Source organism: Gemella haemolysans ATCC 10379 (assembly GCF_000173915.1).
GTDB lineage: Bacteria > Bacillota > Bacilli > Staphylococcales > Gemellaceae > Gemella > Gemella haemolysans.
This window is the reverse complement of record NZ_ACDZ02000008.1, coordinates 222,400-247,188: the sequence shown is the minus strand read 5'-3', so window position 1 is coordinate 247,188 and position 24,789 is coordinate 222,400. Positions and strand designations below refer to the sequence as shown.

Genomic DNA, 24,789 nt, shown 5'->3' with positions numbered 1-24,789 from the left:
TTTCTCCTTCTTCCCAATATCAGAAAAAATATTATTAAGAAAAAATAGGAGGGGAGTACCATGGACAAAATAGGATTTGGTACACTTAACAGTATAGTATTAGGAGTTTACTTAATAGCTATGCTAGCAATAGGTGTGTATTTCACTAAAAAAGCAGGTGAAAGCACGGACGAATTCTTCAAAGCCGGAGGGAACATTCCATCTTGGGCAGTAGGATTCTCGATTTATGCAACAACATTATCAGCCATTACATTTATGGCTACACCGGAAAAAGCATTTAACGGAGACTGGACATATGCAGCTGGGAACTTTTCAATTATCGCAATTATTCCTATCTTAATCCACTACTATGTTCCATTCTTTAGAAAACTAAATGTAACTACAGCGTATGAATATTTAGAAGAACGTTTCAATCCTAGTGTTCGTGTAGTAGGAAGTGTGTTATTCTCACTATTCCACATCGGACGTGTAGCTATCGTTATTTATTTACCAACAGTTGCCATTACATCAGTATCAACACTTAACCCATTCTTAGTATGTGCGGTAATCGGATTACTTTGCGTAGTTTACTCATTCTTAGGAGGGGTTGAAGGGGTTATCTGGACAGACGTTATCCAAGGTATCATTTTACTTGGAGGAGCTGTTTTAGTAATTATCTTAGGAGCATACCACGTAGGTGGATTCGGACAAATTACTCAAGATGCTTTAGCTAACGGTAAAATTATAACTGCTGAGAAATTTAACTGGTCATTAACTGCATCTACTATTCCAATTATCTTCATTGGATCATTATTTAACAGTTTACAACAATACACAGCTTCTCAAGACGTAGTTCAACGTTATAGTACTACTGAATCTGAAGAAGAAACTAATAAATCACTTTGGACAAATGGATTATTAGCATTCATCTCTATTCCAATCTTCTACGGAATGGGAACAGTTTTATACAGTTTCTATAAAGGTGGCCATGCTGTAACAAAATTACCAGACTTCATGAACGCTGAAGTAGTGGGTAAAGCAGCTAATACAACAGCTTTAGTACCTTACTTCATCTTAACAGCGTTACCTGCAGGGGTTGCAGGATTGGTTATCGCAGCCATCTTAGCGGCGGCTCAATCAACAATTGCATCAAGCTTAAACTCAATTTCTGCTTGTATCACGGTTGATATTAAACAACGTTTCTTCGGATTAAGTAAAGATGCTAAACAAGACGTTTTATTAGCGCGTATTATTATCATCTTAGCTGGTGTATTAGGAACAATCGCAGCATTATACTTCGTAAACTCTAACCAAAAAGAAACTTGGGATTTATTCCTTAAATATATCGGACTTCTAGGGGTGCCTTTAGCTGGTACATTCGCACTTGGTATCTTCACTAAACGTGCAAACGGAGCTGGAGCATTATTAGGATTATTAGTTGCAGGGCTTGTATGTTGGTACATCCAAGACTTCACAACTTATGCTAAACAAAGTCCATTTATCTTCTCAGGATTCTCATTCTTAAGTGCATTAGTATTCGGTTATATCTGTAGTTTCTTCTTCAAATCTACTAAAAATATCACTGGACTTACTATTCACACTAAAGATCAAGAATACGTAAAAGAAGCAAAATAATAAAGTAAGATTTCAAAAAATATAACGAACTTATAAAAGCAGTCCTCGACCTAGTGTTGAGGATTGTTTTTTGTCATGAAGTTAATAAATTATAAGTGTAGTGGAGTAGTTTATTTAAGAGCTTAGAGTTTGATATTTTTTCTAAAGATAATGTAAAATAGTGGTGGAATTGATAAAAAAGTCCTAAAATCTAAGAAAGTGACTCGGTAAAAATGATTTCTCCGAAATTGCGATTTTGAGTCATTCTCATAATAAGATATAATTAAAGTGAAATATGAATTCTGAGGTGTTGGAGATATGGATTTAGAAAAAGAAAGAGAACTTAATTATAAGATTAATATTGTTAGAGATGAGCAGGAATTTCAGTTATTAATAGTTGAATTTGAAGCTGTGGATTATTCAAAAATTCATGCGGAGATTGTCGTTAAAAAAGTTAATAATAAAGGATTCATATTAGAATTTCCGGATTATGAAGAAGTACCTAGGGGCTTTTTAGGACTCATGAATTATTATGCCTTAGGATATAGTGGAGCAACACTTCATGTTAGAGGAGATAGGGGGAGAAGTGAAAATAATCAACCTGCCTCAATTTATTTTCCTTTTCTAAACAATAATAGCGATGAAGAGTTATATTATAATTATGCCTATCAAGATGGAATAGATCTTGTGAATATTTTAAAAAGAGAATTTCCGAATTTAGAGGTGAACGTTGTTGCTAAAGGTCAAGGAGCTGCAATAGGAATTGTGGTTTCAGCTGTAGGTAAGTTGGTGGATAGGTTGTTTATTTCGAATGTGCAGAACTTCGATTTTAAATATATTTTTGATAATAATCTTGATGTTGGTGTATATGATGGAATAAGAGAATATGCACGGAATTATCCTGAAAGAGAAGACTATTTATTGATGAGATTAAGAGAAATAGATGTCTTAAAATATGGAGAGAGAGTTGATGCGAAAGTGTATTTTGGCTATTCAAATCTAGATGAAAATAATATTATTCTTAATAAAAAGTTAGAAAGTGTGTTTAAACGAAAAGAAGTTACGGTCTTCGAATGTGAAGAAGAGAATCTGCATGTGAAGTTGCTGGAAAAGTGGTTAAAAAACAGCATGGAGCTTAATGTTGATAAATAATATTAGAAATTAGAAAAAGATCCGAATCTAGATGGTTACTGTATATCTGTAAAGATAACCATAAGGTTAGTTATAGATATTGCATAACTATTAGATTCGGATTATTTATTATTTAAGTTTTTCTATTTCTTTAGTTAGTGACTCTTCAGTAACTGCACCGGCGATTCTATTTCCGATTGTACCATCGCTGTTGATGAAAATATGTGTCGGGAATGAACGAATTGCGTAGTTTATGATGAAGCGGTCATTAACATCGAAAAGAACGGGATAAGTCACGCCAAGTTCTTTTGCTTTATTAAGGATTACATCTTTACCTTTGTCTTGAGGACTTTGGTTTTTAAACTCTGCATCATTAGGAGAAGTCATTGATAGAAAGACGATATCTTTATTATCTTTTAATTTTTGATATGTTTTTTCTAATTCAGGAATTTCTCTCATACATGGACCACACCAGCTAGCCCACATATTGATGTAAACTTTTTTACCTTTAAAGTCGCTTAGTTTTACTGTTTTTCCATCTTTATCCATAGCTGTAAAGTCAAAAGCTTGGATAGCTTTGTTCTCGCTAGTTGAAGATGTTGTAGTTTGTTTGTTAGTTTCTTCTTTTTTTTCAGAGGTGCTAGAACATGCACTCAAAATTAGAGTACTACTAAGAAGTGTTGCGCTAAGTATTGTTAGTTTTTTCATATTATTTTCCTCCAATTCACATCACAAGTTTAAGAAAAATATCTAGTTAGAGAGATAAATGATCCACTCAGAATTAATATACCGATTAAGATAAGGATAATACCTGAGATAACTTGTGTGTATTTTAGTATATTTGTATGTTTTTTGAATAGTTCTAATAATTTTGAAGCGAAGAATGCAACAAGGATAAACGGTAAGATAAATCCTAAGCAGTATGCAAGAATTAAAAGAACGCTCATTATTCCAGTATGACTAGATGCATACAGGAAAACACTAGCTAAGATTGGTCCGATACATGGTGTCCAAGAAAAGCTAAAAGTGAATCCCATTAAAAAAGCAAGAATCGGAGTAGTTTTATTTCCTTTTCTCTTAACTTTGTTTTTTATTGAAAATTCTTGTTTTAAAAATCCTATCTTAAATACGCCTAGTTGTAGTAATCCCATAAAGATGATTAAAATACCACTGATGGTTTGTAATGTTTTAATGTTTTCATTTAAGAAAATACTGATGAAACTTGTTGCAAAAGCTAGGATGAAAAATGTTGAACAAATACCTAACACGAATGATAGTGTATTTGTAACAGTGTTACGTTTATTGAAGACTAGTTCTCCACGTTCGTTCATTTCTTTTTTTCCTGCAAGAATACCGATATAGATAGGTAATATAGGTATTACGCAAGGAGAAAGGAATGATAGAAGACCTTCTAAGAAGACAAGAATCATCTTTAAGGCAGAGCTAGCTGTATTAAAATCTGTCATAAAACCCCCATGAAAATAAAATTAAAAATTACAGGTTTACTATATAACAAAAACGCTTAAAATGCAATTGAACTGCTTATAGAGTGTGGTTAATGTTACGAATTCCGCATAATGTAACAGAGAGTTATCGTTATTATTACAAAACTGTTACAAACCTTGAAAAAGGCTTCATGAGAACATATAATGTTAGTATGTCAAGATTATATAACGAAGTTCAACAGAGGTTGAATGAGGTTATGACATTTATAGTTTAGAAAAAATAGTTTATAGAAATTAAAGATATAGAAATTAAAATAGTATTTATTATAGATTAAAATAGTATTTATTATAGATAAATGAGTCGCTTGACTCAAACCTAATTTTAAGGAGATTGAAATAGATGACTAAATTACAAAAATTAGTAGCCGCTACGGCAATCGTATCAACAGTAGGAGTAGGATTAGCGCAAATCGCAGACGCTGATACATATACAGTAAAGAAAGGTGATACTCTTTGGGATATCGCAATCAACAATGGAACAACTGTTGATCAACTTATGCAAGATAACAACTTAACAAGTTCATTAATCTTCCCTGGAGATAAATTAACTTATAATACAACAGTAGCTCAAGTAGCTCAAGCTAAAGAACAAGGATACTACACAGTAGTATTAGGAGATACTTTAGGTAAAGTTGCTAACAGATTCGGTGTTACAGTAGACGAACTTGTTAAATTAAATAACCTTTCAGATCCTAACTTAATCTACGTTGGGACAGTATTAAAAGTTGATGGAAATGCAGCGAAAACTGCTGAAGTAACAGTTCCAAAAGCAACTGTAGTGGAAAACACTCCAGAAAAAACTGTAGTTAAAGTTGACCCTGTTCAAACAGTTGCACCAAAAACAGCTGCAACAGTAGCTCCAGCAGCAGCACCAACAGCTCCTGCGGCAGCGCCAAAAGCAGCAGCAACTCCAGCTCCAGCAAAAGCTGAAACAAAAGCTGTAGAAACTAAAAAAGAAGAGGCTCCAAAAGCTGAAGTTAAGAAAGAAGCTCCAGTAGCTAAACCAGCTGTAGCTAAAGCGGCAGAAAAACCAGCAGCAACGCCAGCAGTTGCAACAGCAGCGCCAACAGTAACAGCTAAAACTCAAGCTCCAGCAGCTGCAGCAACAACTCAAGTAGCATCTTCAAACAAAGGAGCTGCAATCTACCAAGCTGCATTAGCTCAATTAGGAACTTTCCAAGATTGTACATTGTTAGTAACAAATGCTCTTAAAGCAGTTGGAATCAACTTCCACGACTGGCCAGCAGGATACATGAGCTTAGGAACAGTAGTTCCAGCATCTCAAGCTCAACCTGGAGACTTAGTTTACTATGCAAACGGTGGAATGGGAGCAGCTCACATCGGAGTTTACGCAGGTAATGGACAAGCTATCCACGGTGGATGGAATGGAAACCAAACTGTACTTAACACTGCAAACTTAGGTAGTGGACCAGTTTACATCCGCGTTAAATAATTAAAGAATAAATAAGAGCAAGAAGCGATTGGAATATCCAGTCGCTTCTTTTTTTAGTTGTTTATTAACTTCGATGTTGGAAGATATCTATACTACGATATTAATACTTATTCCCTAAAAGCTCCCCATGTACTTGTTCTCTCACTTCCGTTATGTGTTCCAGTAGCGACGTAGTGGCGCTCACCAGAGTATGAGATATAGCTAATCCAGACGAAACCTTCTTTAACTACATAGCTATCATAGTAGATGCGCTCTCCTTTGTAGTAAGTGTTGGTAACTTTTCCGAGTTTGCTAGGTTTATTCCTAACATTTATAGACGGAACCTCTACGGTGAAATGGCCAGTTTCAGGAATCCTAGTCCATTCTTCAGTTGAATCGTAGCTAGGTCTGATAAAGCCTGCGAGATAAGTATCGTCCCGACTCATAATACGAGCGATACCACCACGTTCAGGTGTGCCATCAACATTTTGTTCTACAGAGGTGATAGTTCCTTTATTTACCTCAATCACTATACCTACATGACCGAATTTGTCCCAATCGCCCCAATGCCAAATTGCTATGTCTCCTGGAGCTATTTCAGTATCTCCTTTGAAATAACGTCTCCAACCTGGAGGAATTGGGTTAGTTAGGTAATCGATGGCATTACCATAAATTTGGAAGTTGGCGAAATTTTTCACATAAGCCATAGTTAGATCCACACATTGTGCTCCATACATTCCATCCATATCAATCCATTTATAAACATTATCCTTTGCCCAGTTAACCATTGTTTGTTGACTTGTCATAATATTTACTCCCTTATATTAAACTATTCTTTGATATTAATATTTAACTTTGTTTCTATAATACGTGTAAGTTCGTTTAAACTTTTACCTATATTTTGTAGGGTATTGTCTAGTTTAAGAAGAAAAAAAACCGCTACAAAAATAGGGAAACCTACAGTATTGATAAAATTTAGTATGTCCATAAAAAAAGGTGCGGTTCGAACCGCACCTCCCTCCCTTCTATTATTGAAGTTCGCTTACTTCACGAGTAGTGTAAGTAGCTTTTTTGAATCCTGTAAGAGTGTGTTTGTCGTTGTTAAGTACTTTAGTATCAACAATTTTTTTCGCAACAGCTTCTACAGTAGACTTACTTAAATCATCTTTTGGAAATGATAAAGTGATGTGATAAGTTTTTTTATTATCAGTTGTAAAGTAAATATTTAATTTTTTTTCCATAATTATATTCCCTCCTAAAATTATAGTGATTCTTTTGTGCTTGTGACAATATCTTCAATGTTTTTAGAGATTAGTTTTTTTAACTCTTCGCCAACTTCTTTTAAAGCAGTGTCTTCAGCAGTAGGGGCAACTTCGAAGTTATAACTTTTAACTACTCGTTTTTCTCCCTTAGGTTCGTTATAGTTTAGATGCAAAACTTTTTTTAAAATCTTCATAATAAAAATCTCCCTTGTGTTATATTTATATTTTGTCTTAGGCCTCTGACACTAAACATATCGAAGTGTGTAGGAGATATTTCTCATAAAAAAATAGATTGTGGTGGATTCATTTAAGTTAAATTTTATTTTTATAAATTATAATTAAAATAAAGTAGTGGAAATATGCAAGAAATAGTATTATAATATATTAGAAACAAAGGAGGGGAATACAATGAAAGATAATAGATTATTGAAAGTATTATGGGGAATTGTATTAGCTATTTTCTTATGTAGTGCTCTATTTATAGGTATAAGTTATTTTACAGGTGGAGATAATTCTACTAAGAAAAAAGATAACGAAACTACTTCGTCATCATCAAGTGATAAAGATAAGAGCAAGGAAAAAGAAAAAGAAAAAGACAGCTCTAAGTCTAAATCAAAAGAGAAAAGCGATGAGGAAAAATATAGAGAGAATAACGATTCTAATAGTAAAGATAATTCATCTTCTTCAAACTCATCTAATAAATCAGAAAGTAATAAATCAAGTAATATTAACAAACCTGTAAGTAATACCCAAAACAATGCTAATAACAATAACAGTAATAGCAATAACATTAGTAATAATGCAGCAAATAACTCTAATAAAGAAGAGAAAAAAGAAATAACAGAAGCGAATGGTGGAGCAGTAGCCCCAGGAACATTCAACAACTCAGAAGCTGCGCATAACTATGCTAATGAAGAAATCAATAGATTAGCAAAAGAGAATAAGAAAAACTATAGCTATACATTAGGTAGAAATGATAAAGGTGAAGTTGTTGTAAAAATTACAGAAGGATAATAAGTGAACTCATAGAACTCTAAAAGGAGGACTATGAGTTTTTCTTTATAGTGTAGTATAGGAAATGTGGAAAATTAAAAGTGAGATGAAATATCTGTAAATCTTAGCAAAATATTATAAGAAGTGGTATAATAAATAGTAAGTATGAAAAAGGATATGAAACTATGAGAAACAACAAGTTCATTAAAATTTTAATATATAGTGTTTGTTCACTTGTTTTAGCGGGGATTATTTTTTTAGCAATAAGTTATTTTGGTAAAGAAGAACCCGTACAGAAGAATGATGCTTCGCAAAATTCTAAAAAACAAGAACAGGTAGATAAACCAAAAGATAAAGAAGATGCTAAAGAAAATAAGGTTGAAAAGAGTAATGATCAAACTGTAAAACAGCAAGAGGGGCAAAAAACAGAGAATAAAAATACAGCTTCAGTAGAGGATAGAGTTATACAAAATAAAAACAAAAATACAAGTACGGCAAATAGTGGAGAAGTCTCAAAAGCGCCGAGACAACAGGATTATAATGGAAAAAAACTATCTAGCTCAGAAGGAGTTGGAACTACCGGAAAAGTATTTGAATCACAAAAAGAAGCTTTGGACTTCGGGAAAAAAGAAGTGAAGAGATTGACTGATGAGGACAAGAAATCAAGACAATTTTCTATTAGTAAAGTCACTGCAGAAGACGGAAGTTTAGTAGGTTGGACAGTAGATATTTTCGAGGATAATAATGAAGAAAAAATAGTATCCGATCCGAAAACGAAAGAAGATAAAGAATAGTAAAGTAAAAGGCGAGTGGATTACTTAGTATGTTAGAGTATTAAGTAAAAATCTCGCTACTTTTATATTTACACAAAAACAGTAAAAAGAGAGGCGGAAAAATGAGAATAGGAATAGTTGCTGAATTTAATCCGCTACATAGCGGACATAGATATTTAATAGAATGTGCAAGAAAATTGGCTGATGAAAATCATGGTGAGGTTATTTGTGTGATGAGTGAATTTTTCACACAAAGAGGAGAAGTAGCAATAGTAGATGGTTATATACGTGCTAAAGAGGCGGTGAGAAGCGGTTGTGATATGGTTATTGCGCTACCTTATCTTGGTAGTGTTGCATATGGTGATGATTTTGCTAGAAAAAGTATTGAAATATTAGCTGGGACTGGAATAACGCATTTAATCTTTGGAACTGAAAAAGATGATGTCAGCGTCTTTGAAGAAATTTACACAAAACAACAAAAAATAAATGAAGAAGAATATAAGAAATTATTAAAAACAGGTCTTAATCACGCTAAGATCAACAGTGTGTTATATGGTTTGGAAAGTAACAATCCAAATTTCAGTTTGGCATATAGTTACTATAAAGCTATTAGAGAAACAGGCTTAGATATTAAAATGGTTCCTGTAAAAAGAGAAGGTCAAGGTTTGAATAGTTCAAATATTTCAGGAGAGGTTCATTTAAGCGCAACTACTATAAGGAATAATATAAATGATGAGAAGATAGAAAAATACCTTTCGAAAGAAATGGTTGCTGATCTGAGAAAAGAGACTATAGCATCTGAGGTCGCGTTGTTCCCATATTTAAAATATAAAATTTTATCTTTAGGTAAAGAGGGAATAGAACAGATTTACGATGTTAATGAAGGATTAGAAAATAGAATTTATGAAGCAACGCTTGTAGCGAAAAGTTACAGTAATTTAGTCGAACTAATAGCGACTAAAAGGTACAGTAATAAGAAAATTCAGAGAGTGCTACTTCATATTTTAACAAATACTACTAAAGAAGATTACAAGGAAAAATTTTCTACTAATAATTTTAGGGTGCTAGCTGTGAAAAAGAACAAATCAGCTATTATAAGAGAGATTAATAGAGGGGGTGAAATAAGTCTCCATCCCCTGCTGAATAGCAAAAATAGTATGAAGTTTAAACAAGATATTAAAGTAGCGAGAATATATGGATTGCTATTTAATGACAAAGATATTTTTAGAGAAAATATACAAATAATAGATTAATTATCTAACAGAGAATTAGTAAATATAATTCTCTGTTTTTATTTTTTATATAAAAGGATAGAAGGGCTTGCTAATCTATAAATAATAAGCACCAGGTATCATCGTTGAGGGTAAAGCAGGAAATTACACTAAAGAGGATAAGGAACTTGCGATAAATTATTTGAATGACAACACACATAAGTTCAATGCCTAACGATTACAGGAATGATAGAAAGTAATGCTGAACTAGTGGAATTTGGATTAACGGTTCTTGGATTAGTTGCGGCTACAAGAAGACGTAAAGAAAAATAATAGGTTGAAAACTTAATATTTAAAAATATATAAAAAGAAATACCTTAAAGTTAGACTAACTAGCCTAGTTTTAGGGTGTGTTTTATGCTCTAAAGTCGTTTTTGCTAGATAAAATATGAGGGAGAGGTGTTAGAGAAATTTAAAGGTTATTTATTAATACGGGATTGTATAATATCTTAAATTTATATATATTTTATCTAATGTACTAATTGATTAAATAATATTTTTCTGTTATAAAAAAGAGGGTGTTATTTATATATATCAGATGTCTTGAATATAATAATTTATTTTGGTACAATAGTAAGTGTATGTAAAGTATACAACCAAAAAGTTTTGTTTAAAAAGTAAATGGGGATGATTTTATTGAGGAAAAATATTAATATAAATAATAAAATACTAAAATATTCTATTAGAAAATTATCATTCGGTGTAGCACCTATAATTGTAGGGATGTTAATGTTCGGAAGCTATGCGCCTATGCAAGAAGTACTTGCTACTGATGTTAATTTTAAATATGTAGAAAAAAATGAATTAAATGAAAATGAGAAAAAATTAATAAAAGAAAGTATTCCTAAAGAATACAAAAATGAAGATACTTATTATCTAGTGTATGAAAAAATAGTTAAGGATACAGCTAAAGCCGAAGTCCTTCCTAATACGGGTAATGGTAACCTTCCGATTGCGGGACTGGGAATAGGTACAGCAGTCCTTGCAGTATTATTAATTAGTAAAAAATATAGAAATAAAGTCTTAAGTGTAGTTTTAATAGGTGCGATGGGGCAAAGCGTTGTGATGCCTTATGAAACATTTGCCCTAGAAAGTAAAGCGCTAATACAATTCAATAAACAAGCAGATGTAGTTAGTAATATAGATTTAGAAAGACAAGTTATTGATATTCCAGGTTATAAATACATGGGATATTTCACAAGTGAAGATCTAAAACTAGAAGTTTCCGAGAAAAAAGAAATAGAAAATAAGGTTCAAGAAAAGAATATTGTTGAGAATAATCAAAATCAAGCACTGGGTGCAAAACAACAAACACAACAACAAAAACCTGTGCGAGAGAATGGAAAAGCTCAATCAACACAACCAGTACAGCCAGAAGTTAAACCAGAGCCAGTGAAACCAGCACAACCAGTACAACCGGAAGTTAAACCAGAGCCAGTGAAACCAACACAACCAGTACAACCGGAAGTTAAACCAGAGCCGGTGAAACCAACACAACCAGTACAACCGGAAGTCAAACCAGAGCCGGTGAAACCAACACAACCAGTACAACCGGAAGTCAAACCAGAGCCGGTGAAACCAACACAACCAGTACAACCGAAAATTAAACCAGAGCCGGTGAAACCAGCACAACTGAAGGTTAAGCCAGAGCCGGCACAATCAACTCAAGAGACGAAACCAGTTGTTTCAACAGGAGGAGAAGAGGTAAAAGCGTTGGTGAATGAAGTGCCAGAGTACACTCTTTCGTTAGAGACGAAAGGAACACAGGAAGAAGGAAATGAAGGAGAGGCATTAGTACAACCAGCTCTTCCAGAATATAGAGGACCAGTAGCGTCTTCAGGAGGAGAAGAGGTAAAAGATTTAGTACATGAAGTACCAGAATACACTCTTCCATTAGAAGCGAAAGGAACGCAGATTGAAGGAAATGAAGGAGAGGCATTAGTGCAACCTGAACTTCCAGAATATAGGGGACCAGTAGCGTCTTCAGGAGGAGAAGAAGTAAAAGATTTAGTACATGAAGTGCCAGAGTACACTCTTCCGATAGAGACGAAAGGAACACAAGAGGTAAGTCACGAAGGAGAAGCGTTAGTACAACCAGCTCTTTCGGAATATAGTGATCCAGTAGCAACAAAAGGAACGCAGATTGAAGGAAATGAAGGAGAGGCATTAGTACAACCAGCTCTTCCAGAATATACAGGTCCGGCAGCGACAACAGGAGGAGAAGAAGTAAAAGAATTAGTACATGAAGTACCAGAATATACTCTTCCATTAGAAGCGAAAGGAACACAAGAGGAAGGCCACGAAGGAGAAGCATTGGTACAACCAGCTCTTCCAGAATATACAGGTCCGGTTGCGACAACAGGAGGAGAAGAGGTGAAAAACTTGGTACATGAAGTACCAGAATACACTCTTCCGTTAGAAACAAAAGGAACACAAGAAGAAGGCCATGAAAGAGAAGCATTGGTACAACCGGCTCTTCCAGAGTACACGGAACCAATAGCGACAAAAGGAACGCAAGAAGCTGGACGAGAAGGGGAAACATTAGTACAGCCAACTCTTCCAGAATATACAGAGGCGTTAACAACAAAAGGAACACAAGAGGTAGGACATGAAGGAGAAGCGTTAGTACAATCAGATCTTCCAGAGTTTATAGGTAGTGCAAAACTAGAACCAACTTTTGAGGAGCGACCAGCCTTAGATGTTGTAACTAAGCATCGTACAGCAAAAGAAACTCTACCATACGAAGTAGAGGAAATCTTAGATCCTATGTTGCTGAAAAATCGTCGTAGAATCGAACAACAAGGTCGTGATGGACTTCGTACAATTGAGTATGACGACTACCTAGTAAATGGAAAAGTTGAGGCGACTAAAGAGTTATCGCGTACGCAGATAGATCCTGTAAAACAAATTGTTAAATTGGGAACACTTGTTAAGAGGAAACCTACAGTAGAAATTGCTAACTTAATAAAAGATGAAAGTAAGAAGTCAATAACTGTAAGTTATAACTTAACAGATCCTACTTGGGCTTATGTTTCAGCGAAAGCTCAAATTTTTGATGGTGATAAGCTTGTAAAAGAAGTTGATATCGAAAATACTAACAAAGAACAAGTGATTAAAGGATTAGATTACTATACTCCGTATACATTAAAAACTAAGTTAACTTATAACTTAGGAGATTTTGATGAATACAGTACAGAAACTTCAACTAAGAACTTTAATTTAGATTATAAGAAGTTAGAAATCAAAGATATCGATTCTGTAGAATTATATGGTAAAGAAAATGGTCGTTACCGTAGATATCTAAGTTTAAGTGAAGTGCCAAGGGATACAACGAATTATTTTGCAAAAGTTAAATCTGATAGATTTAAAGAAATGTACCTACCTGTGCAATCTATTACAGAAAGTGCAGATGGAAACTATAAGGTTACTGCTGCGACAAATCAACTTGTTGAAGAAGGGTTAGAAGGATATAAAGATCATTATTCATTCAATGTAGCTAAAACGAAAGCTGAGCAAAACGGGGTTTATACATCGTTTAAGAATCTTGTAGCTGCAATGCAAGGGAATATGTCTGGTGTCTTTAAACTTGGCTCTGATATGACAGCTGACGAAGTTGGGCTTCTGAATAATGGAACAAGTTATTTAACAGGAACATTCACAGGGAAATTAATTGGTTCTGATGGAACAAAATCTTATGCGATTTATGACCTTAAGAAGCCGTTATTTGAAACATTAAGAGGCGCAACGATTAAGGACTTAGATCTTAAAAATGTTGATGTAGATAGTAGAGAAAATGCTGCAGCTTTAGCGAAAACGGCGAATAAAGCTACTATTAGTAATGTTTCAGTTGAAGGGAAGGTTGCTGGTAGAAAATCTGTGGCAGGATTAGTGGTAAGTGCTGCTAATACAGTGATAGAAAACAGTTCGTTCACAGGGACTATTGTAGCCAATCATGCTAATACTACAGCAAGTTATGCAGGTGGAATCGTAGGTAACTTATCAGGTTCTGAATCTGTAATTGATAGAGCGAAAGTGGACGCTCAGATTTCTACTGCAGCACGTAATACTAGTCAAAACACAGGTGGTATTGCAGGTAAAGTAGATGGCGGAGCTTTAATAAATAATTCTGTTACATCTGGTAAAATAATAAATGGTCACAACTATTCAAGAATCGGAGGAATCGTAGGTTCTACTTGGAAAGATGGACGTATTAACAATGTAGTTAGTAACATGAATGTCGGTTATGGTTATGCTATTACTGGAGATCAATATGATGGTGCTGATATAGTAAATGCTATGACAGCTGTTAATAATAAAAAAGATGATAAGTATGCAACTAAATTAACTAAAGAGCAAGCTGATAAGAGAATTGCTACTTACGGAATAACTACAACTCTTGAAGACACAGGAGAATTCTTAAAAAATAATATTCGAACTGTGGATTATACGAAGTTAAGTAAAGCTCAAGCAGATAGGAAAGTAGCTTATAACAATATTGAAAAATTAATGCCGTTCTATAATAAGGAATTAGTTGTTAACTATGGTAATAAGGTTGATAAGACAGATAAGTTATATACTACCGAATTACTTGATGTTGTACCTATGAATGGCGATAATATTGTAACAGATATTTATAATAATAAAAATACTATTAATAGATTGATGCTTCACTATAAAGATCATACTATATCGTATTTAGATGTTACTTTCAAAGGAACTTTTGAAAATAACCAAGTGTTAGAATATAATGTTACAGGAAAAGAATATATCTTCACTCCGGAAACATTTGTTTCGGATTACACTAAGATAGCCAATAAGGTGTTAGGGGATTTACGTGGTGTAGTTTATAATTCAGAATCTATGAAAAAAGTTCTAGGCGTTACAGATAATACAGCTATAGATAATCTATACCTAGATAGAGAGTTCGAAAAAGTTAAGGACAATATTGGAGAACACTTAAGAAAAGTTCTTGTGATGGATAAATCTATTAATACTGTAGGTGAAGGTGTAGTTGAGTATATTAGTGAAAAAATCAGAAAAAATAAAGAGGCATTCTTATTAGGTCTTACTTATATGAGTCGTTGGTATAATATTAATTATGATAATATGAATACAAAAGACTTAACTATGTATAAATTTGATTTTAATGGAAATAATGAAGCTTCAACTTTAGATGCTATTATTGCAATCGGAAATAGTGAGATAGAAAACTTACGCGGAGGTAACAGCATAGGATTATACGGTAGTTTACTTGCTCCATTAAAAGGAGAAGATACAGTATTTGATTTTGTAGAAGCGTATCGCAAGCTATTCTTACCGAATAAAACAAATAATCAGTGGTTTAAAGATAATACTAAAGCTTATATAGTAGAGACTAAATCAGATATTCCAGAAGTTCGTAAAAAACAAGAAGAAGCGGCAGCGGACAGTAAATATTCATTAGGTGTGTATGATAGAATATCATCACCTACATGGAAGTATCGAGGAATGTTATTACCACTATTAACACTATCAGAAGAAAGTGTGTATGCTATTTCGAATATGTCTACATTATCATTTGGTGGTTATGAACGTTATCGTGATACTGTTGATGGAGTTGTTCTTTCTGGATATGCATTACGTAAGTATGTGCATTCGAAAATTGATCAAGCTTCTAAATGGGAAAGAGATCATTATGATATCTGGTATAACTTGTTATCTTCTGAATATAAAGAAAAATTATTCCGTTCAGTTCCAATTGTTGATGGATTTGCGATGAAAGATACGCAAGGGAGAAGTTATTGGGCGACAGCTACAGATAAGAATATAGATTCTATTTATAATTTCTTTGGACCAACAGGGAAATGGTATGAAAATAGTCCTGCAGCAGGAGCTTATGCTACAGGTTATGAAGTGCATTATGTAAGTGATAGATTATTAGATGCATATGGAACGTCAGTTTACACTCATGAGATGACTCATAACTCTGATGGTCATATTTACTTTGAAGGAAATGGACGTAGAGAAGGATTAGGAGCTGAATTATACGCGCTAGGATTGTTACAATCTGCAGACAGCTTAGAAAAAGATGCTATAGTGTTAAATACGGTATACAAAGGAGTTAAAGATTCTCTTACAAGGTTACATACGTATAATCCGACTGAGCGATATAAGTCTGCAGCAGATCTTCAACAATATGTTCATGGAATGTATGATGTTCTGTACACATTAGATGCGATGGAAGCTAAAGCTGTAGTATCTAAATCGAATGATGTTAAGAAAAAATGGTATAGAAAAATAGAAAACTTCTATGTAAAAGATAGTAAGTATAAGAAGGATACTCACGCAGGAAACTCTGTTCGTCCGTTGACGAATGAGGAAGTAGCAAAATTAACTTCTTTAGAATCATTAATAGATAACGATATTATTAATCGTCGTGCTTATAGAGATAATAGTCAATACGCACGAAATGGATATCATGTGATAAGTATGTTTTCTCCTATTTATGCAGCGCTAAGTAATTCAAAAGGTGCACCTGGGGATATTATGTTCAGAAAAACTGCTTACGAGCTTCTAGCTGAAAAAGGATATCAAAATGGATTTATTCCATATGTATCGAATAAATATGAAGAAGAGGCTAAACAAAAAGGTAGTGTAGCGTACTCAGATTGGCATAGAAAAGATGTCGGCTTAGTAACTGATGATTTAGTATTAAGCAAGGTATTTAACAACCAATATAAATCATGGGCTGATTTCAAAAAGGCGATGTTTAATGAGCGTATTGCTAAATTAAATAGATTAAAACCGATAACAATTCAATATGAATTAGGTGATGTTAAGAGCACAAAAGAGGTAACTATAACGAGTGCTGCACAGATGCAACAGCTGATTGATGAAGCGATAGCGAAAGATATTGCTAACATTGATCGAGCAACAAGTTATGTATCAACGAGTTGGGTACACTTATTAAAACAAAAAATCTATAATGCGTACTTACGCTCTACAGATGATTTCAGACAATCAATTTATAAATAATAGAATTAAGTTCAGATAGGTGATTGCACGGGATCTGCTTATCCGATAAAGAGATTCTATAAATAAAAAATTCTAAGTAACAAATATTGATGTTACTTAGAATTTTTTTTGTTGTGTATTATTTTGCTAAATTCACAGCTGCTTTATTATTCTTGTTGTAAGAGATGTAAGTAAGAGTTAAGAATATTATTCCTAAAACAACTAAGATTAATATTGCACGGTTGTAAATTCCATTTGTAAGTCCACCTAGAACTGCTTGTCTAACAGCGGTATCACCGTAGAATACAGGTGTGAAAGGAATTAAACCACTGTATATAGAAGGTAACATTTCTTTAGGGAATAGTGGTGTAGTTAGAACGAATTGTAAAGCTACAAATCCGATGCTAATTGCGTTACCAACTTTTCCAAATGTGTATGATAAGAAGTGTGTTATTAGCATAAACACGATACCTGAAAGTATTAATCCAAAGAAGTACATTCCGAAGTTTTGAACTTTAAAGTTGAAGAATAAACTCATTGCTACTACTTCTATGATTGTTGCTAAGATAGCGAATGTTGTCATTGATACTAGTCTTGTACCGAATAAGCTGTTTGTTGATTCTCCGTATTCTGCTTTACGAGCTGGGAATAGAATGTTAAATGCCGCAGCAGCGATAAGTAGTCCGAATACTAAGAAGAATGGAGCCATTGCGTTACCGTAGCTAGTTTCTTCTGAAATGTCGCTGATATTAGTTTTAATTGGGTTAGACATCATGTCCACATTTTTATCTCCAGATTTAGCTGCAGAAAGTTTATCTGCTCCACTAGAAAGTTTATCTGCTAATAATCCAGAACCATCTTTAGCTTTATCTAATCCTGCAATCAACTCAGGAGCTTTATTTTGCATGATTGTAAGAGCGCTGTAAAGTTTATCAGATCCAGCTCTAGCAGTATTAAGTCCGTTAAGTAGTTCCGGAGCTTTAGCCTGTATAGTAGAAAGTCCTCCATGAAGTTTGTTGGCTCCATCTTTTGCAGTGTTAACTCCATTAATTAATTCTGGAGCTTTAGCTTTCATAGCAGCTAGTCCATTAGAAAGTTTTTCAGATCCATCTTTTGCAGTGTTAACCCCACCTATTAACTCCGGAGCTTTAGCTTGCATGATTGTAAGAGCGCCAGAAAGTTTTTCAGATCCGACTTTAGCAGTGTAAAGTCCATTAAGTAGTTCCGGAGCTTTAGCTTGCATAGCAGAAAGCCCATTAGAAAGTTTTTCAGACCCTTCTTTCGCAGCGTTAACTCCGTTGATTAATTCTGGAGCTTTAGCTTGCATAACAGAAAGCCCATTAGAAAGTTTTTCAGACCCTTCTTTCGCGGCGTTAACTCCATTGATTAATTCCGGAGCTTTAGCTTTCATAGTAGCTAATCCGTTAGAAAGTTTTTCAGACCCTTCTTTCGCGGCGTTAACTCCATTGATTAACTCCGGAGCTTTAGCTTTCATAGCAGCTAGTCCATTAGAAAGTTTTTCAGATCCTTCTTTCGCGCTGTAAAGTCCGTTAAGTAGTTCCGGAGCTTTAGCTTTCATATTAGTTAGTCCTTGATATAATTTTTTACCGCCGTTATCAAGTTCTCTAATACCGATACTTAATTCTGGAAGTTTACCTTGAAGTTTGTTAAGTCCTTCATTAATTTTTGCATTTCCATTAACTAAAGCATCGATTCCACCAGCTAATTCAGGAAGTTTATCGTGCATTATGCTGATTCCGCCTCCTAGTTTATCAAATCCAGCTTGTAGTTCTGCTCCTTTATCTGCAAGAGTACCTACACCTTGTGCTAGTTCGCCTGTAGTCATTGATGTAGTAAGAGTATTTACACCATTAGTGTAGTTTGTTACTCCGTCTTTAAGTTTTGGAGTGGCATTAGCAAGTTGGTTAAGACCATTTGCTAAGTCTCCTGTTGTTAGAGAAGATACAGTTGCATCAACTCCACCTTTATATTGGTTAAATCCTGCCATAAGGGTAGGAGTTTTTTCATTCATTATTGTTAGTCCAGCTTTTAATTGACCACTACCAGCAGAAAGTTTACCGACAACATCTTTAATGCTAGAAAAACCATTAATTGTTTTTTCAAGTTCAGCAGAAAGTGTATTTACATCAAATTTATCAAGTTGAGTTTGGATATAATTTAATCTTCCTACACGATATTTCATACTTGAATATTTTGAATTTGCGCTAGATATTGCTGAAGAAAGTTCAGCTTTAACCTGGCTATTGTTGTTACTGCTACTATTTTGAACAGTAGTAGTTGGTTGAGCAGCAGGAGCTGGTGTAGCAGCAACATCGTTACGAGCAGCAGCAAGGATACTTGCTTTTTGCTCAGGTGTTAATTGCATTGTAGATAATGTTTGCTCCAACCCTGAAAAATTAGTAGCTGTAGGAGCTGCTGCAGTAGGTGCTGTAGTTGTAGTAGTTGTAGTAGATTGAGTTTCTATACGATCTACAAGAGCTTTTATAGATTCTAGTTGAGAACCTAATTCTGCAAAAGCACTGTTAAGTGGATTAAAATGAGTTCTATAAGTAAGTTTTAATCCTTTAAGTTTATCTAATGTTGAATTTAGATTAGATTTCTTAGCGGCTAAATCACTATCGCTAGGTAAGTTAGCGTTCAATGCGTTTAAACCTGTATTTAGCTTATCGGCCCCATCTACAAGTTTCGGAGTACTTTCAGAAAGTTTAGCGACTCCATCTCCTAACGCAGCTCCACCTGCAGTAAGTCTATTAAGATCATCTTTTTTAGCTGCAAGTCCAGAATTAATTTGTGAAATACCGTCTGATAATCTATCGATTCCATTATTTAATGCAGCACTTCCCGCGTTAAGTTTTTCTAAATCATCTTTTTTAGCTAATAATTTTTCGTTAAGTGTAAGAACACCGTTAGTGTATTTTAGAAGTCCAGCTTGGAATTCTTTGCTTCCGTTGTATAAAGAATTGAAACCAGAAGTAAGCATAATACTTTTAGTTTTGAAAGTATCAAAACCTATAGTAAGTTTATTAGATCCTTCAGTTAGTTCGTTTACACCAGAAATTAACGCATCTTTTTTATCATTTAATGAGCTTAGTCCATCTGATAATCTTCCAGCTCCACTTTGTAATTGAGATACTCCATCACCAAGTTTAGCGCCACCTTCACTAAGACGAGTTAGTCCATCAGTTAGACGTTTAGAACCGTTAGAAAGTTCGTTAACTCCATTATTAAGTCTTTGTCCACCTTCACTAAGACGAGTTAGTCCATCAGTTAGACGTTTAGAACCATCAGAAAGTTCGCTAACTCCATTATTAAGTCTTTGTCCACCTTCACTAAGACGAGTTAGTCCATCAGTTAGACGTTTAGAACCATTAGAAAGTTCATTAATTCCATTACCAAGTTTAGAACCGCCATTACTAAGACGAGAAAGCCCATCAGTTAGACGTTTAGAACCATTAGAAAGTTCATTAATTCCATTACCAAGTTTAGAACCACCATCATTAAGGCGAGTTAGTCCATCAGTTAGACGTTTAGAACCATTAGAAAGTTCATTAATTCCATTACCAAGTTTAGAACCACCATCGCTAAGGCGATAAAGTCCGGCAGTCAGACGCCATGATCCTTCAGATAGTTGATTGATACCATCGCTCAGTTTAGAACCACCATCGCTAAGGCGACCAAGTCCGGCAGAAAGGCGACCAGAACCATCGGTAAGTTGATTGATACCGCCGCTTAGTTTAGAACCACCTTCACTAAGACGACCAAGTCCGGCAGAAAGGCGACCAGAACCGTCAGTAAGTTGATTAATACCACTTCCAAGTTTTTGTCCACCTTCACTAAGACGACCAAGCCCGTTGTTCAGTTGGTTTGAAGCATCAGCTGCTTTGTGAAGAGATTCGCCAATCTCAGAAAACTTACTGTATAGAGTAGCTGTATAAGTTTTTACAACTTGATCTTTAACGGTATTTGTTAAGTTGCTCGCTACAGTTTCCATGATTTTCTCACCGTTTTTACTCTTAGTAAAGTTAGTAGTAAAGTCGATGTTCATTTTTTCTGGACTATCATTTGATAAAGACGTAGCATTCTTAGAGAAGTTCTGTGGTATTGTAACTACCATGTAGTAGTCTCCTTCTCGTAATTCTTTATCGGCTGTATCTTTATCGACGAATTGCCAATTTACTTTTTTGTTATCTTTTAGTTTTTCGACCATCGAATTCCCGACTTCTAGAGTTTTTCCATTAAAATCTACTTTTTGGTCTAGGTTAACAACTCCGACTTTCATGTTTCCAGTGTTGTCGTATGGATTCCAAACGGATTTTAGGAAGGTTCCTGAATATAGGACAGGAACTAGAAGAACGGTAGCCATGGTAGCTTTTAACCCTTTGCTCTTTAAAAGGCTACTAAATTCTTTTTTTATCATAATTCCTCCAAAGAAATTTCGTCGGCGAAATTCCATTATGTTAATTTAGTGTGATATAATAATATATCACTTAAGATATTCTACAACTTTATATACTAAAAGTCAAAATATTTTTTAGCAATAGTGAATTTTTAACATTTAATATTAAAGTATATTATATATAATGGAGATAAAAACTATAACTTTTAAAATTTATTGCTGGTGATTAATATATGGTAATAGTGGTGTTTTGATAAAAAGTGGATTATTGTTTAAACTTATAAAAAGATATATATTACTTAAAATAATTTCATTAAGTATTTATATAATTTATCCTAATTAAGGAAAAAATTAGTTTACTATTTATTTGTTAGATGGCAATTGATAAAAAAATTTAAAAATAGTATATTATATTTATTATGTAAAAAAGGTAGAAATCCTTAAAAATGGATAACTACCTTTGTTTGAAATTTGTAATTATAATGAAGTGTGAGCTATTTTATGTTCTAGTAGATTGCTAAAACATTTTTGAGCATCTTTTAAATCTTTTGGATCTGGGTGTTTTTTTGATTCTTTAACCATGTCGGCAAGATCTGGTGTAACTTTGTGGATAAAGTTAGGGTCACGCCAAGTAAGGATTTTGAAAACTATTATAACCTTTGGATCAACCTTGCCTTGGCAGACGAAAGTTTCGTGAATTCTATTGTTTCTTTCTTCCATAAAGGTGATATAATTATTAATTGAATCATCTGCGTGATAATGTTCACGAGGAACACCACAAGTTAGAAATAGAGCAACGTCTTTACTATGTATTTCTTGTTGATCGATAAAACGTTGCATGTTTTTGTTGGCGTTTGTCTTATCGGTCCAAGCACCTAGAATATAGAAATCATACTCTTTTTCTAGTTTTTTTCGTTGTTTTTTTATATCAAGTAGATCTACTTCTCCTTGATCTTTTATCTGTTCGTAAATAGCTTCGGCTACTTTTTTAGTATTTTTTGTTTTGCTAGAGTAAGCAAGTAAAATTTTCATAAATAAGCCTCCTACTTAGGATGTTGGAATAATATTTCTAAAAATTAACCCTATAATAATCAAATTCATATAACTATTATAACAAAAAAAAACTAGTTTTAAACTAATAACTGAAAATAATAATCAATTATAAAATTCGAGGAGAATAAAAATTAAAAAAATTGAAAAATTAACCTATTAGAATCTGATTTTAACTAAAAAATAGGAAATAATTCATGGTTTATGATAAAATACTAATTGATAATAAAGAAAACCAAGTAGTATAGTGATAGGAGAAGAGAATGGGAAGGTTGTTTGAGATAACGAGTCATGCATCGTCTATAGTATATCATGTAGAAGCGATGGATAAGATAAAGATTCCAAAAGCCATGATAAGAGAATATATTAACCTACAAAAAACAGTAGGGAGTTTCCCGGGAGAACTGAACTACGTGACTAGTTTTTATGATGCAAAAACAGGTAGTAGTGGGACGTTGTTTGAAAATACTAATGAAGGGAATTATATTTTATCTTATACGGGAACGAATTTTTATTTTGATAGACAGAAGGATATGTATGCTGATGTAGTGGGTATTTGCTTGGGACAAGCGGAACATATGACATCGTGTTATAGATTTTATACACGTATGAAGAAAAAATATGGTAATGATATTATTTTAACAGGTCATTCACTGGGAGGGAGTATTGCACAACGTGTTGCGATTGAGTATGATGTACAGCAAAGTGTCGTCTTTAATGCAGCTCCGATATATTTAATCGGTGGTATAGATATTTTTATGGATAAGGAAAAAGACGGTGAATTGTACGCTGCTCGCATGAAAAAATATCTTAGAAATGTAAAGAAAACGGCTATTAAAAAAGCAACTTTTACAGGGGATGTGAAAAGAGTCGTTTCTGAGTATGATATATTTACAAGGATTTCCGAATTGTTGTCGATTGGCTACTATGTAGGTGATGAAATTATTGTAAAAGAAGCAGGAATGCATGGCATAAAAAGTTTCTTAGACATATACCAAAAATCTTTTGGTAGTTCTTTTGAGAAAAAAGAAAATGATGATCTTTTATCGTTAGAATATAAAGATTTTAGCCTGGCCGAGGTAGGTATTCTTAGTAATTTTTCAGAAGAGCGTATAGAAGAATTAGAGAATCAGCTGAATACACTTTTAGTAAGTCGTACCGTGATAGATAACTTGAATAAAAATCCGTATAATGTTAATTTTGAGTTTTTTATCAAGGCTATATTGGATAATATTGCGAAGAAAAAAGAAGAACTGTAATAGCTTCCTTGTCTGACGTTTTTGTCAGATGAGGAGTCTTTTTTTATATTGCTTTATATAACATATACAATATATTTATTTGATTTTTTGAAACAAAAAATCAAAAGGCAACTAATCTAACGTAAGATATTTGCGTGAATCTTGCGGCTTACTCAATATCTCACTTCAATTGTTGCCTAAATCTATATTTTTTATTTTTTCATCATAACTATTGAAAAAAGTATTGCCAACCAAATATACTTTAAATTTGTATTATTATAATAATATAATATACCATAAACATATATACATAGATTAAATGCAATCACTAATTTTAAATTTCTTTTAGAAAAGAATTTAAATAAATAAAAAACTAATATCCAAATTAATAAACTAATAATTATTTTTAAAAATTCAAACATAAATTACTGTACCTTTTCAACTTTTTTGCTATCAATAATATCACCAGCTTTTACTGTAGAAAATTTATTATAATTATCCATAGCTTTAGCTATACTATTGCTTTTTTCTAAAATACTCCCCATAGGAGTCAAAGTTAAACTAGTTACTATCTTCATCTTTGTATTCATTGTCTTTTCCTCCTATATTTGTCATATATAATACATTTATCCAACAATAGCCAACTGGACTGCCCCAAAAGTCCTAAAATGTAATAAAGTTCACATGAAAACTCATAGACGCAGTAGTTTATTGATATCTAAATTCACTTTATAAAAGCTTTTTAGATATCTAATAAACCACTGCGGAAAGTGACTCGACAAAATCGATTTCTTTGAAATCACGATTTTTGAATCACTCCCACTTTAAAATATCACGAAAACCATATGTAATCAATATTTAAGTCTAAATAATTCATTTTCTAAAAATTAATCATTATATATGATATAATAAAAGGGTTAGATACTTTAGTTTCATCATATTTTTTATTTCAACGTATTAAAAATGCTTTAGAAACTTTGTAACGTCTATAGATAAAGTTAATAGAGTTTTTATTTCTATATGTTTTTACCGTGGCTAATCTTGTTTCTAAAATATGAGGTATATATCGTTGTGTTTTTTTGTAAGTTTTCAGTTATAATAGTTTTCATAAGAGTAAATTCCTATTTTTGA

18 protein-coding genes are annotated in these 24,789 nt (G+C 33.4%); 9 read left to right on the top strand and 9 right to left on the bottom strand.

The genetic code is table 11. From position 1 onward, the window contains the following. The first annotated feature begins 60 nt into the window (after window positions 1–60). Both GEMHA0001_RS03550 and GEMHA0001_RS03545 read left to right on the top strand, forming a co-directional pair. Window positions 61–1,614 (top strand): sodium:solute symporter family protein, encoded by a 1,554-nt coding sequence (locus GEMHA0001_RS03550; protein ID WP_003144196.1) that lies wholly within the window; start codon window positions 61–63, stop codon window positions 1,612–1,614. 297 nt (window positions 1,615–1,911) lie between these two features. Continuing rightward, window positions 1,912–2,745 (top strand): acetylxylan esterase, encoded by an 834-nt coding sequence (locus GEMHA0001_RS03545; protein ID WP_003144396.1) that lies wholly within the window; start codon window positions 1,912–1,914, stop codon window positions 2,743–2,745. Window positions 2,746–2,853: 108 nt separating this feature from the next. Here the strand turns inward: GEMHA0001_RS03545 and GEMHA0001_RS03540 are convergent, their stop codons facing one another. Together GEMHA0001_RS03540 and GEMHA0001_RS03535 are read right to left on the bottom strand one after the other, a co-directional pair. Beyond that, a complete protein-coding gene (locus tag GEMHA0001_RS03540) occupies window positions 2,854–3,432 on the bottom strand; it encodes a TlpA family protein disulfide reductase (protein WP_003144331.1) in 579 nt (192 codons plus the stop codon). A 29-nt stretch (window positions 3,433–3,461) separates the two neighbouring features. Then, a complete protein-coding gene (locus tag GEMHA0001_RS03535; protein ID WP_003144090.1) occupies window positions 3,462–4,190 on the bottom strand; it encodes a cytochrome c biogenesis CcdA family protein in 729 nt (242 codons plus the stop codon). A gap of 92 nt (window positions 4,191–4,282) precedes the next feature. On the opposite strand from GEMHA0001_RS03535, the gene GEMHA0001_RS08950 reads away from it, so the two are divergent. Together GEMHA0001_RS08950 and GEMHA0001_RS03530 are read left to right on the top strand one after the other, a co-directional pair. Next, window positions 4,283–4,444 carry a hypothetical protein gene (locus GEMHA0001_RS08950; RefSeq protein ID WP_155800209.1) on the top strand — a complete coding sequence of 54 codons (162 nt, stop codon included), beginning with the start codon at window positions 4,283–4,285 and terminating at the stop codon, window positions 4,442–4,444. Window positions 4,445–4,569: 125 nt separating this feature from the next. Beyond that, a complete protein-coding gene (locus GEMHA0001_RS03530; protein ID WP_003144299.1) occupies window positions 4,570–5,682 on the top strand; it encodes a LysM peptidoglycan-binding domain-containing protein in 1,113 nt (370 codons plus the stop codon). Window positions 5,683–5,789: 107 nt separating this feature from the next. Here GEMHA0001_RS03530 and GEMHA0001_RS03525 read toward each other — a convergent pair whose 3' ends face one another. Genes GEMHA0001_RS03525 through GEMHA0001_RS03515 form a run of 4 tightly spaced genes read right to left on the bottom strand, consistent with a single transcriptional unit; the run spans window position 5,790 to window position 7,117 of the window. Continuing rightward, window positions 5,790–6,467 (bottom strand): CHAP domain-containing protein, encoded by a 678-nt coding sequence (locus GEMHA0001_RS03525; RefSeq protein WP_003144106.1) that lies wholly within the window; start codon window positions 6,465–6,467, stop codon window positions 5,790–5,792. Between the two features lie 23 nt (window positions 6,468–6,490). After that, window positions 6,491–6,649 (bottom strand): YvrJ family protein, encoded by a 159-nt coding sequence (locus GEMHA0001_RS08785; RefSeq protein ID WP_081450713.1) that lies wholly within the window; start codon window positions 6,647–6,649, stop codon window positions 6,491–6,493. A gap of 40 nt (window positions 6,650–6,689) precedes the next feature. Then, entirely contained in the window at window positions 6,690–6,902 is a 213-nt protein-coding gene (locus GEMHA0001_RS03520; RefSeq protein ID WP_003144268.1) for a DUF2922 domain-containing protein, read from the bottom strand. Window positions 6,903–6,922: 20 nt separating this feature from the next. After that, window positions 6,923–7,117, bottom strand: a complete 195-nt coding sequence (locus GEMHA0001_RS03515; RefSeq protein ID WP_003144427.1) for a DUF1659 domain-containing protein — start codon at window positions 7,115–7,117, stop codon at window positions 6,923–6,925. Between the two features lie 214 nt (window positions 7,118–7,331). Between GEMHA0001_RS03515 and GEMHA0001_RS03510 the strand changes: the two genes are divergently transcribed. The 4 genes from GEMHA0001_RS03510 to GEMHA0001_RS03495 all read left to right on the top strand — a co-directional run bounded on the left by GEMHA0001_RS03510 (window position 7,332) and on the right by GEMHA0001_RS03495 (window position 16,974). Continuing rightward, a complete protein-coding gene (locus tag GEMHA0001_RS03510) occupies window positions 7,332–7,937 on the top strand; it encodes a hypothetical protein (RefSeq protein WP_003144259.1) in 606 nt (201 codons plus the stop codon). 164 nt (window positions 7,938–8,101) lie between these two features. Then, window positions 8,102–8,710: a hypothetical protein gene (locus GEMHA0001_RS03505; RefSeq protein WP_003144281.1), complete on the top strand. Its 609-nt coding sequence runs from the start codon at window positions 8,102–8,104 to the stop codon at window positions 8,708–8,710. A 101-nt stretch (window positions 8,711–8,811) separates the two neighbouring features. Beyond that, window positions 8,812–9,942 carry a tRNA(Met) cytidine acetate ligase gene (locus tag GEMHA0001_RS03500; protein ID WP_003144357.1) on the top strand — a complete coding sequence of 377 codons (1,131 nt, stop codon included), beginning with the start codon at window positions 8,812–8,814 and terminating at the stop codon, window positions 9,940–9,942. A 639-nt stretch (window positions 9,943–10,581) separates the two neighbouring features. Beyond that, window positions 10,582–16,974: an SIALI-17 repeat-containing surface protein gene (locus GEMHA0001_RS03495; protein ID WP_003144328.1), complete on the top strand. Its 6,393-nt coding sequence runs from the start codon at window positions 10,582–10,584 to the stop codon at window positions 16,972–16,974. 118 nt (window positions 16,975–17,092) lie between these two features. On the opposite strand, the gene GEMHA0001_RS03490 is transcribed toward GEMHA0001_RS03495, so the two are convergent. Both GEMHA0001_RS03490 and GEMHA0001_RS03485 read right to left on the bottom strand, forming a co-directional pair. Continuing rightward, entirely contained in the window at window positions 17,093–21,391 is a 4,299-nt protein-coding gene (locus GEMHA0001_RS03490; protein ID WP_003144264.1) for a YhgE/Pip domain-containing protein, read from the bottom strand. A gap of 456 nt (window positions 21,392–21,847) precedes the next feature. Further along, a complete protein-coding gene (locus GEMHA0001_RS03485; protein WP_003144411.1) occupies window positions 21,848–22,402 on the bottom strand; it encodes a flavodoxin family protein in 555 nt (184 codons plus the stop codon). Window positions 22,403–22,683: 281 nt separating this feature from the next. Here GEMHA0001_RS03485 and GEMHA0001_RS03480 point away from each other — a divergent pair, with 281 nt between their 5' ends. After that, window positions 22,684–23,679, top strand: a complete 996-nt coding sequence (locus tag GEMHA0001_RS03480; RefSeq protein WP_003144374.1) for a Tle-like phospholipase domain-containing protein — start codon at window positions 22,684–22,686, stop codon at window positions 23,677–23,679. 404 nt (window positions 23,680–24,083) lie between these two features. On the opposite strand, the gene GEMHA0001_RS08945 is transcribed toward GEMHA0001_RS03480, so the two are convergent. Then, window positions 24,084–24,248: a hypothetical protein gene (locus GEMHA0001_RS08945; protein WP_003144269.1), complete on the bottom strand. Its 165-nt coding sequence runs from the start codon at window positions 24,246–24,248 to the stop codon at window positions 24,084–24,086. Between the last annotated feature and the right edge of the window lie 541 nt (window positions 24,249–24,789).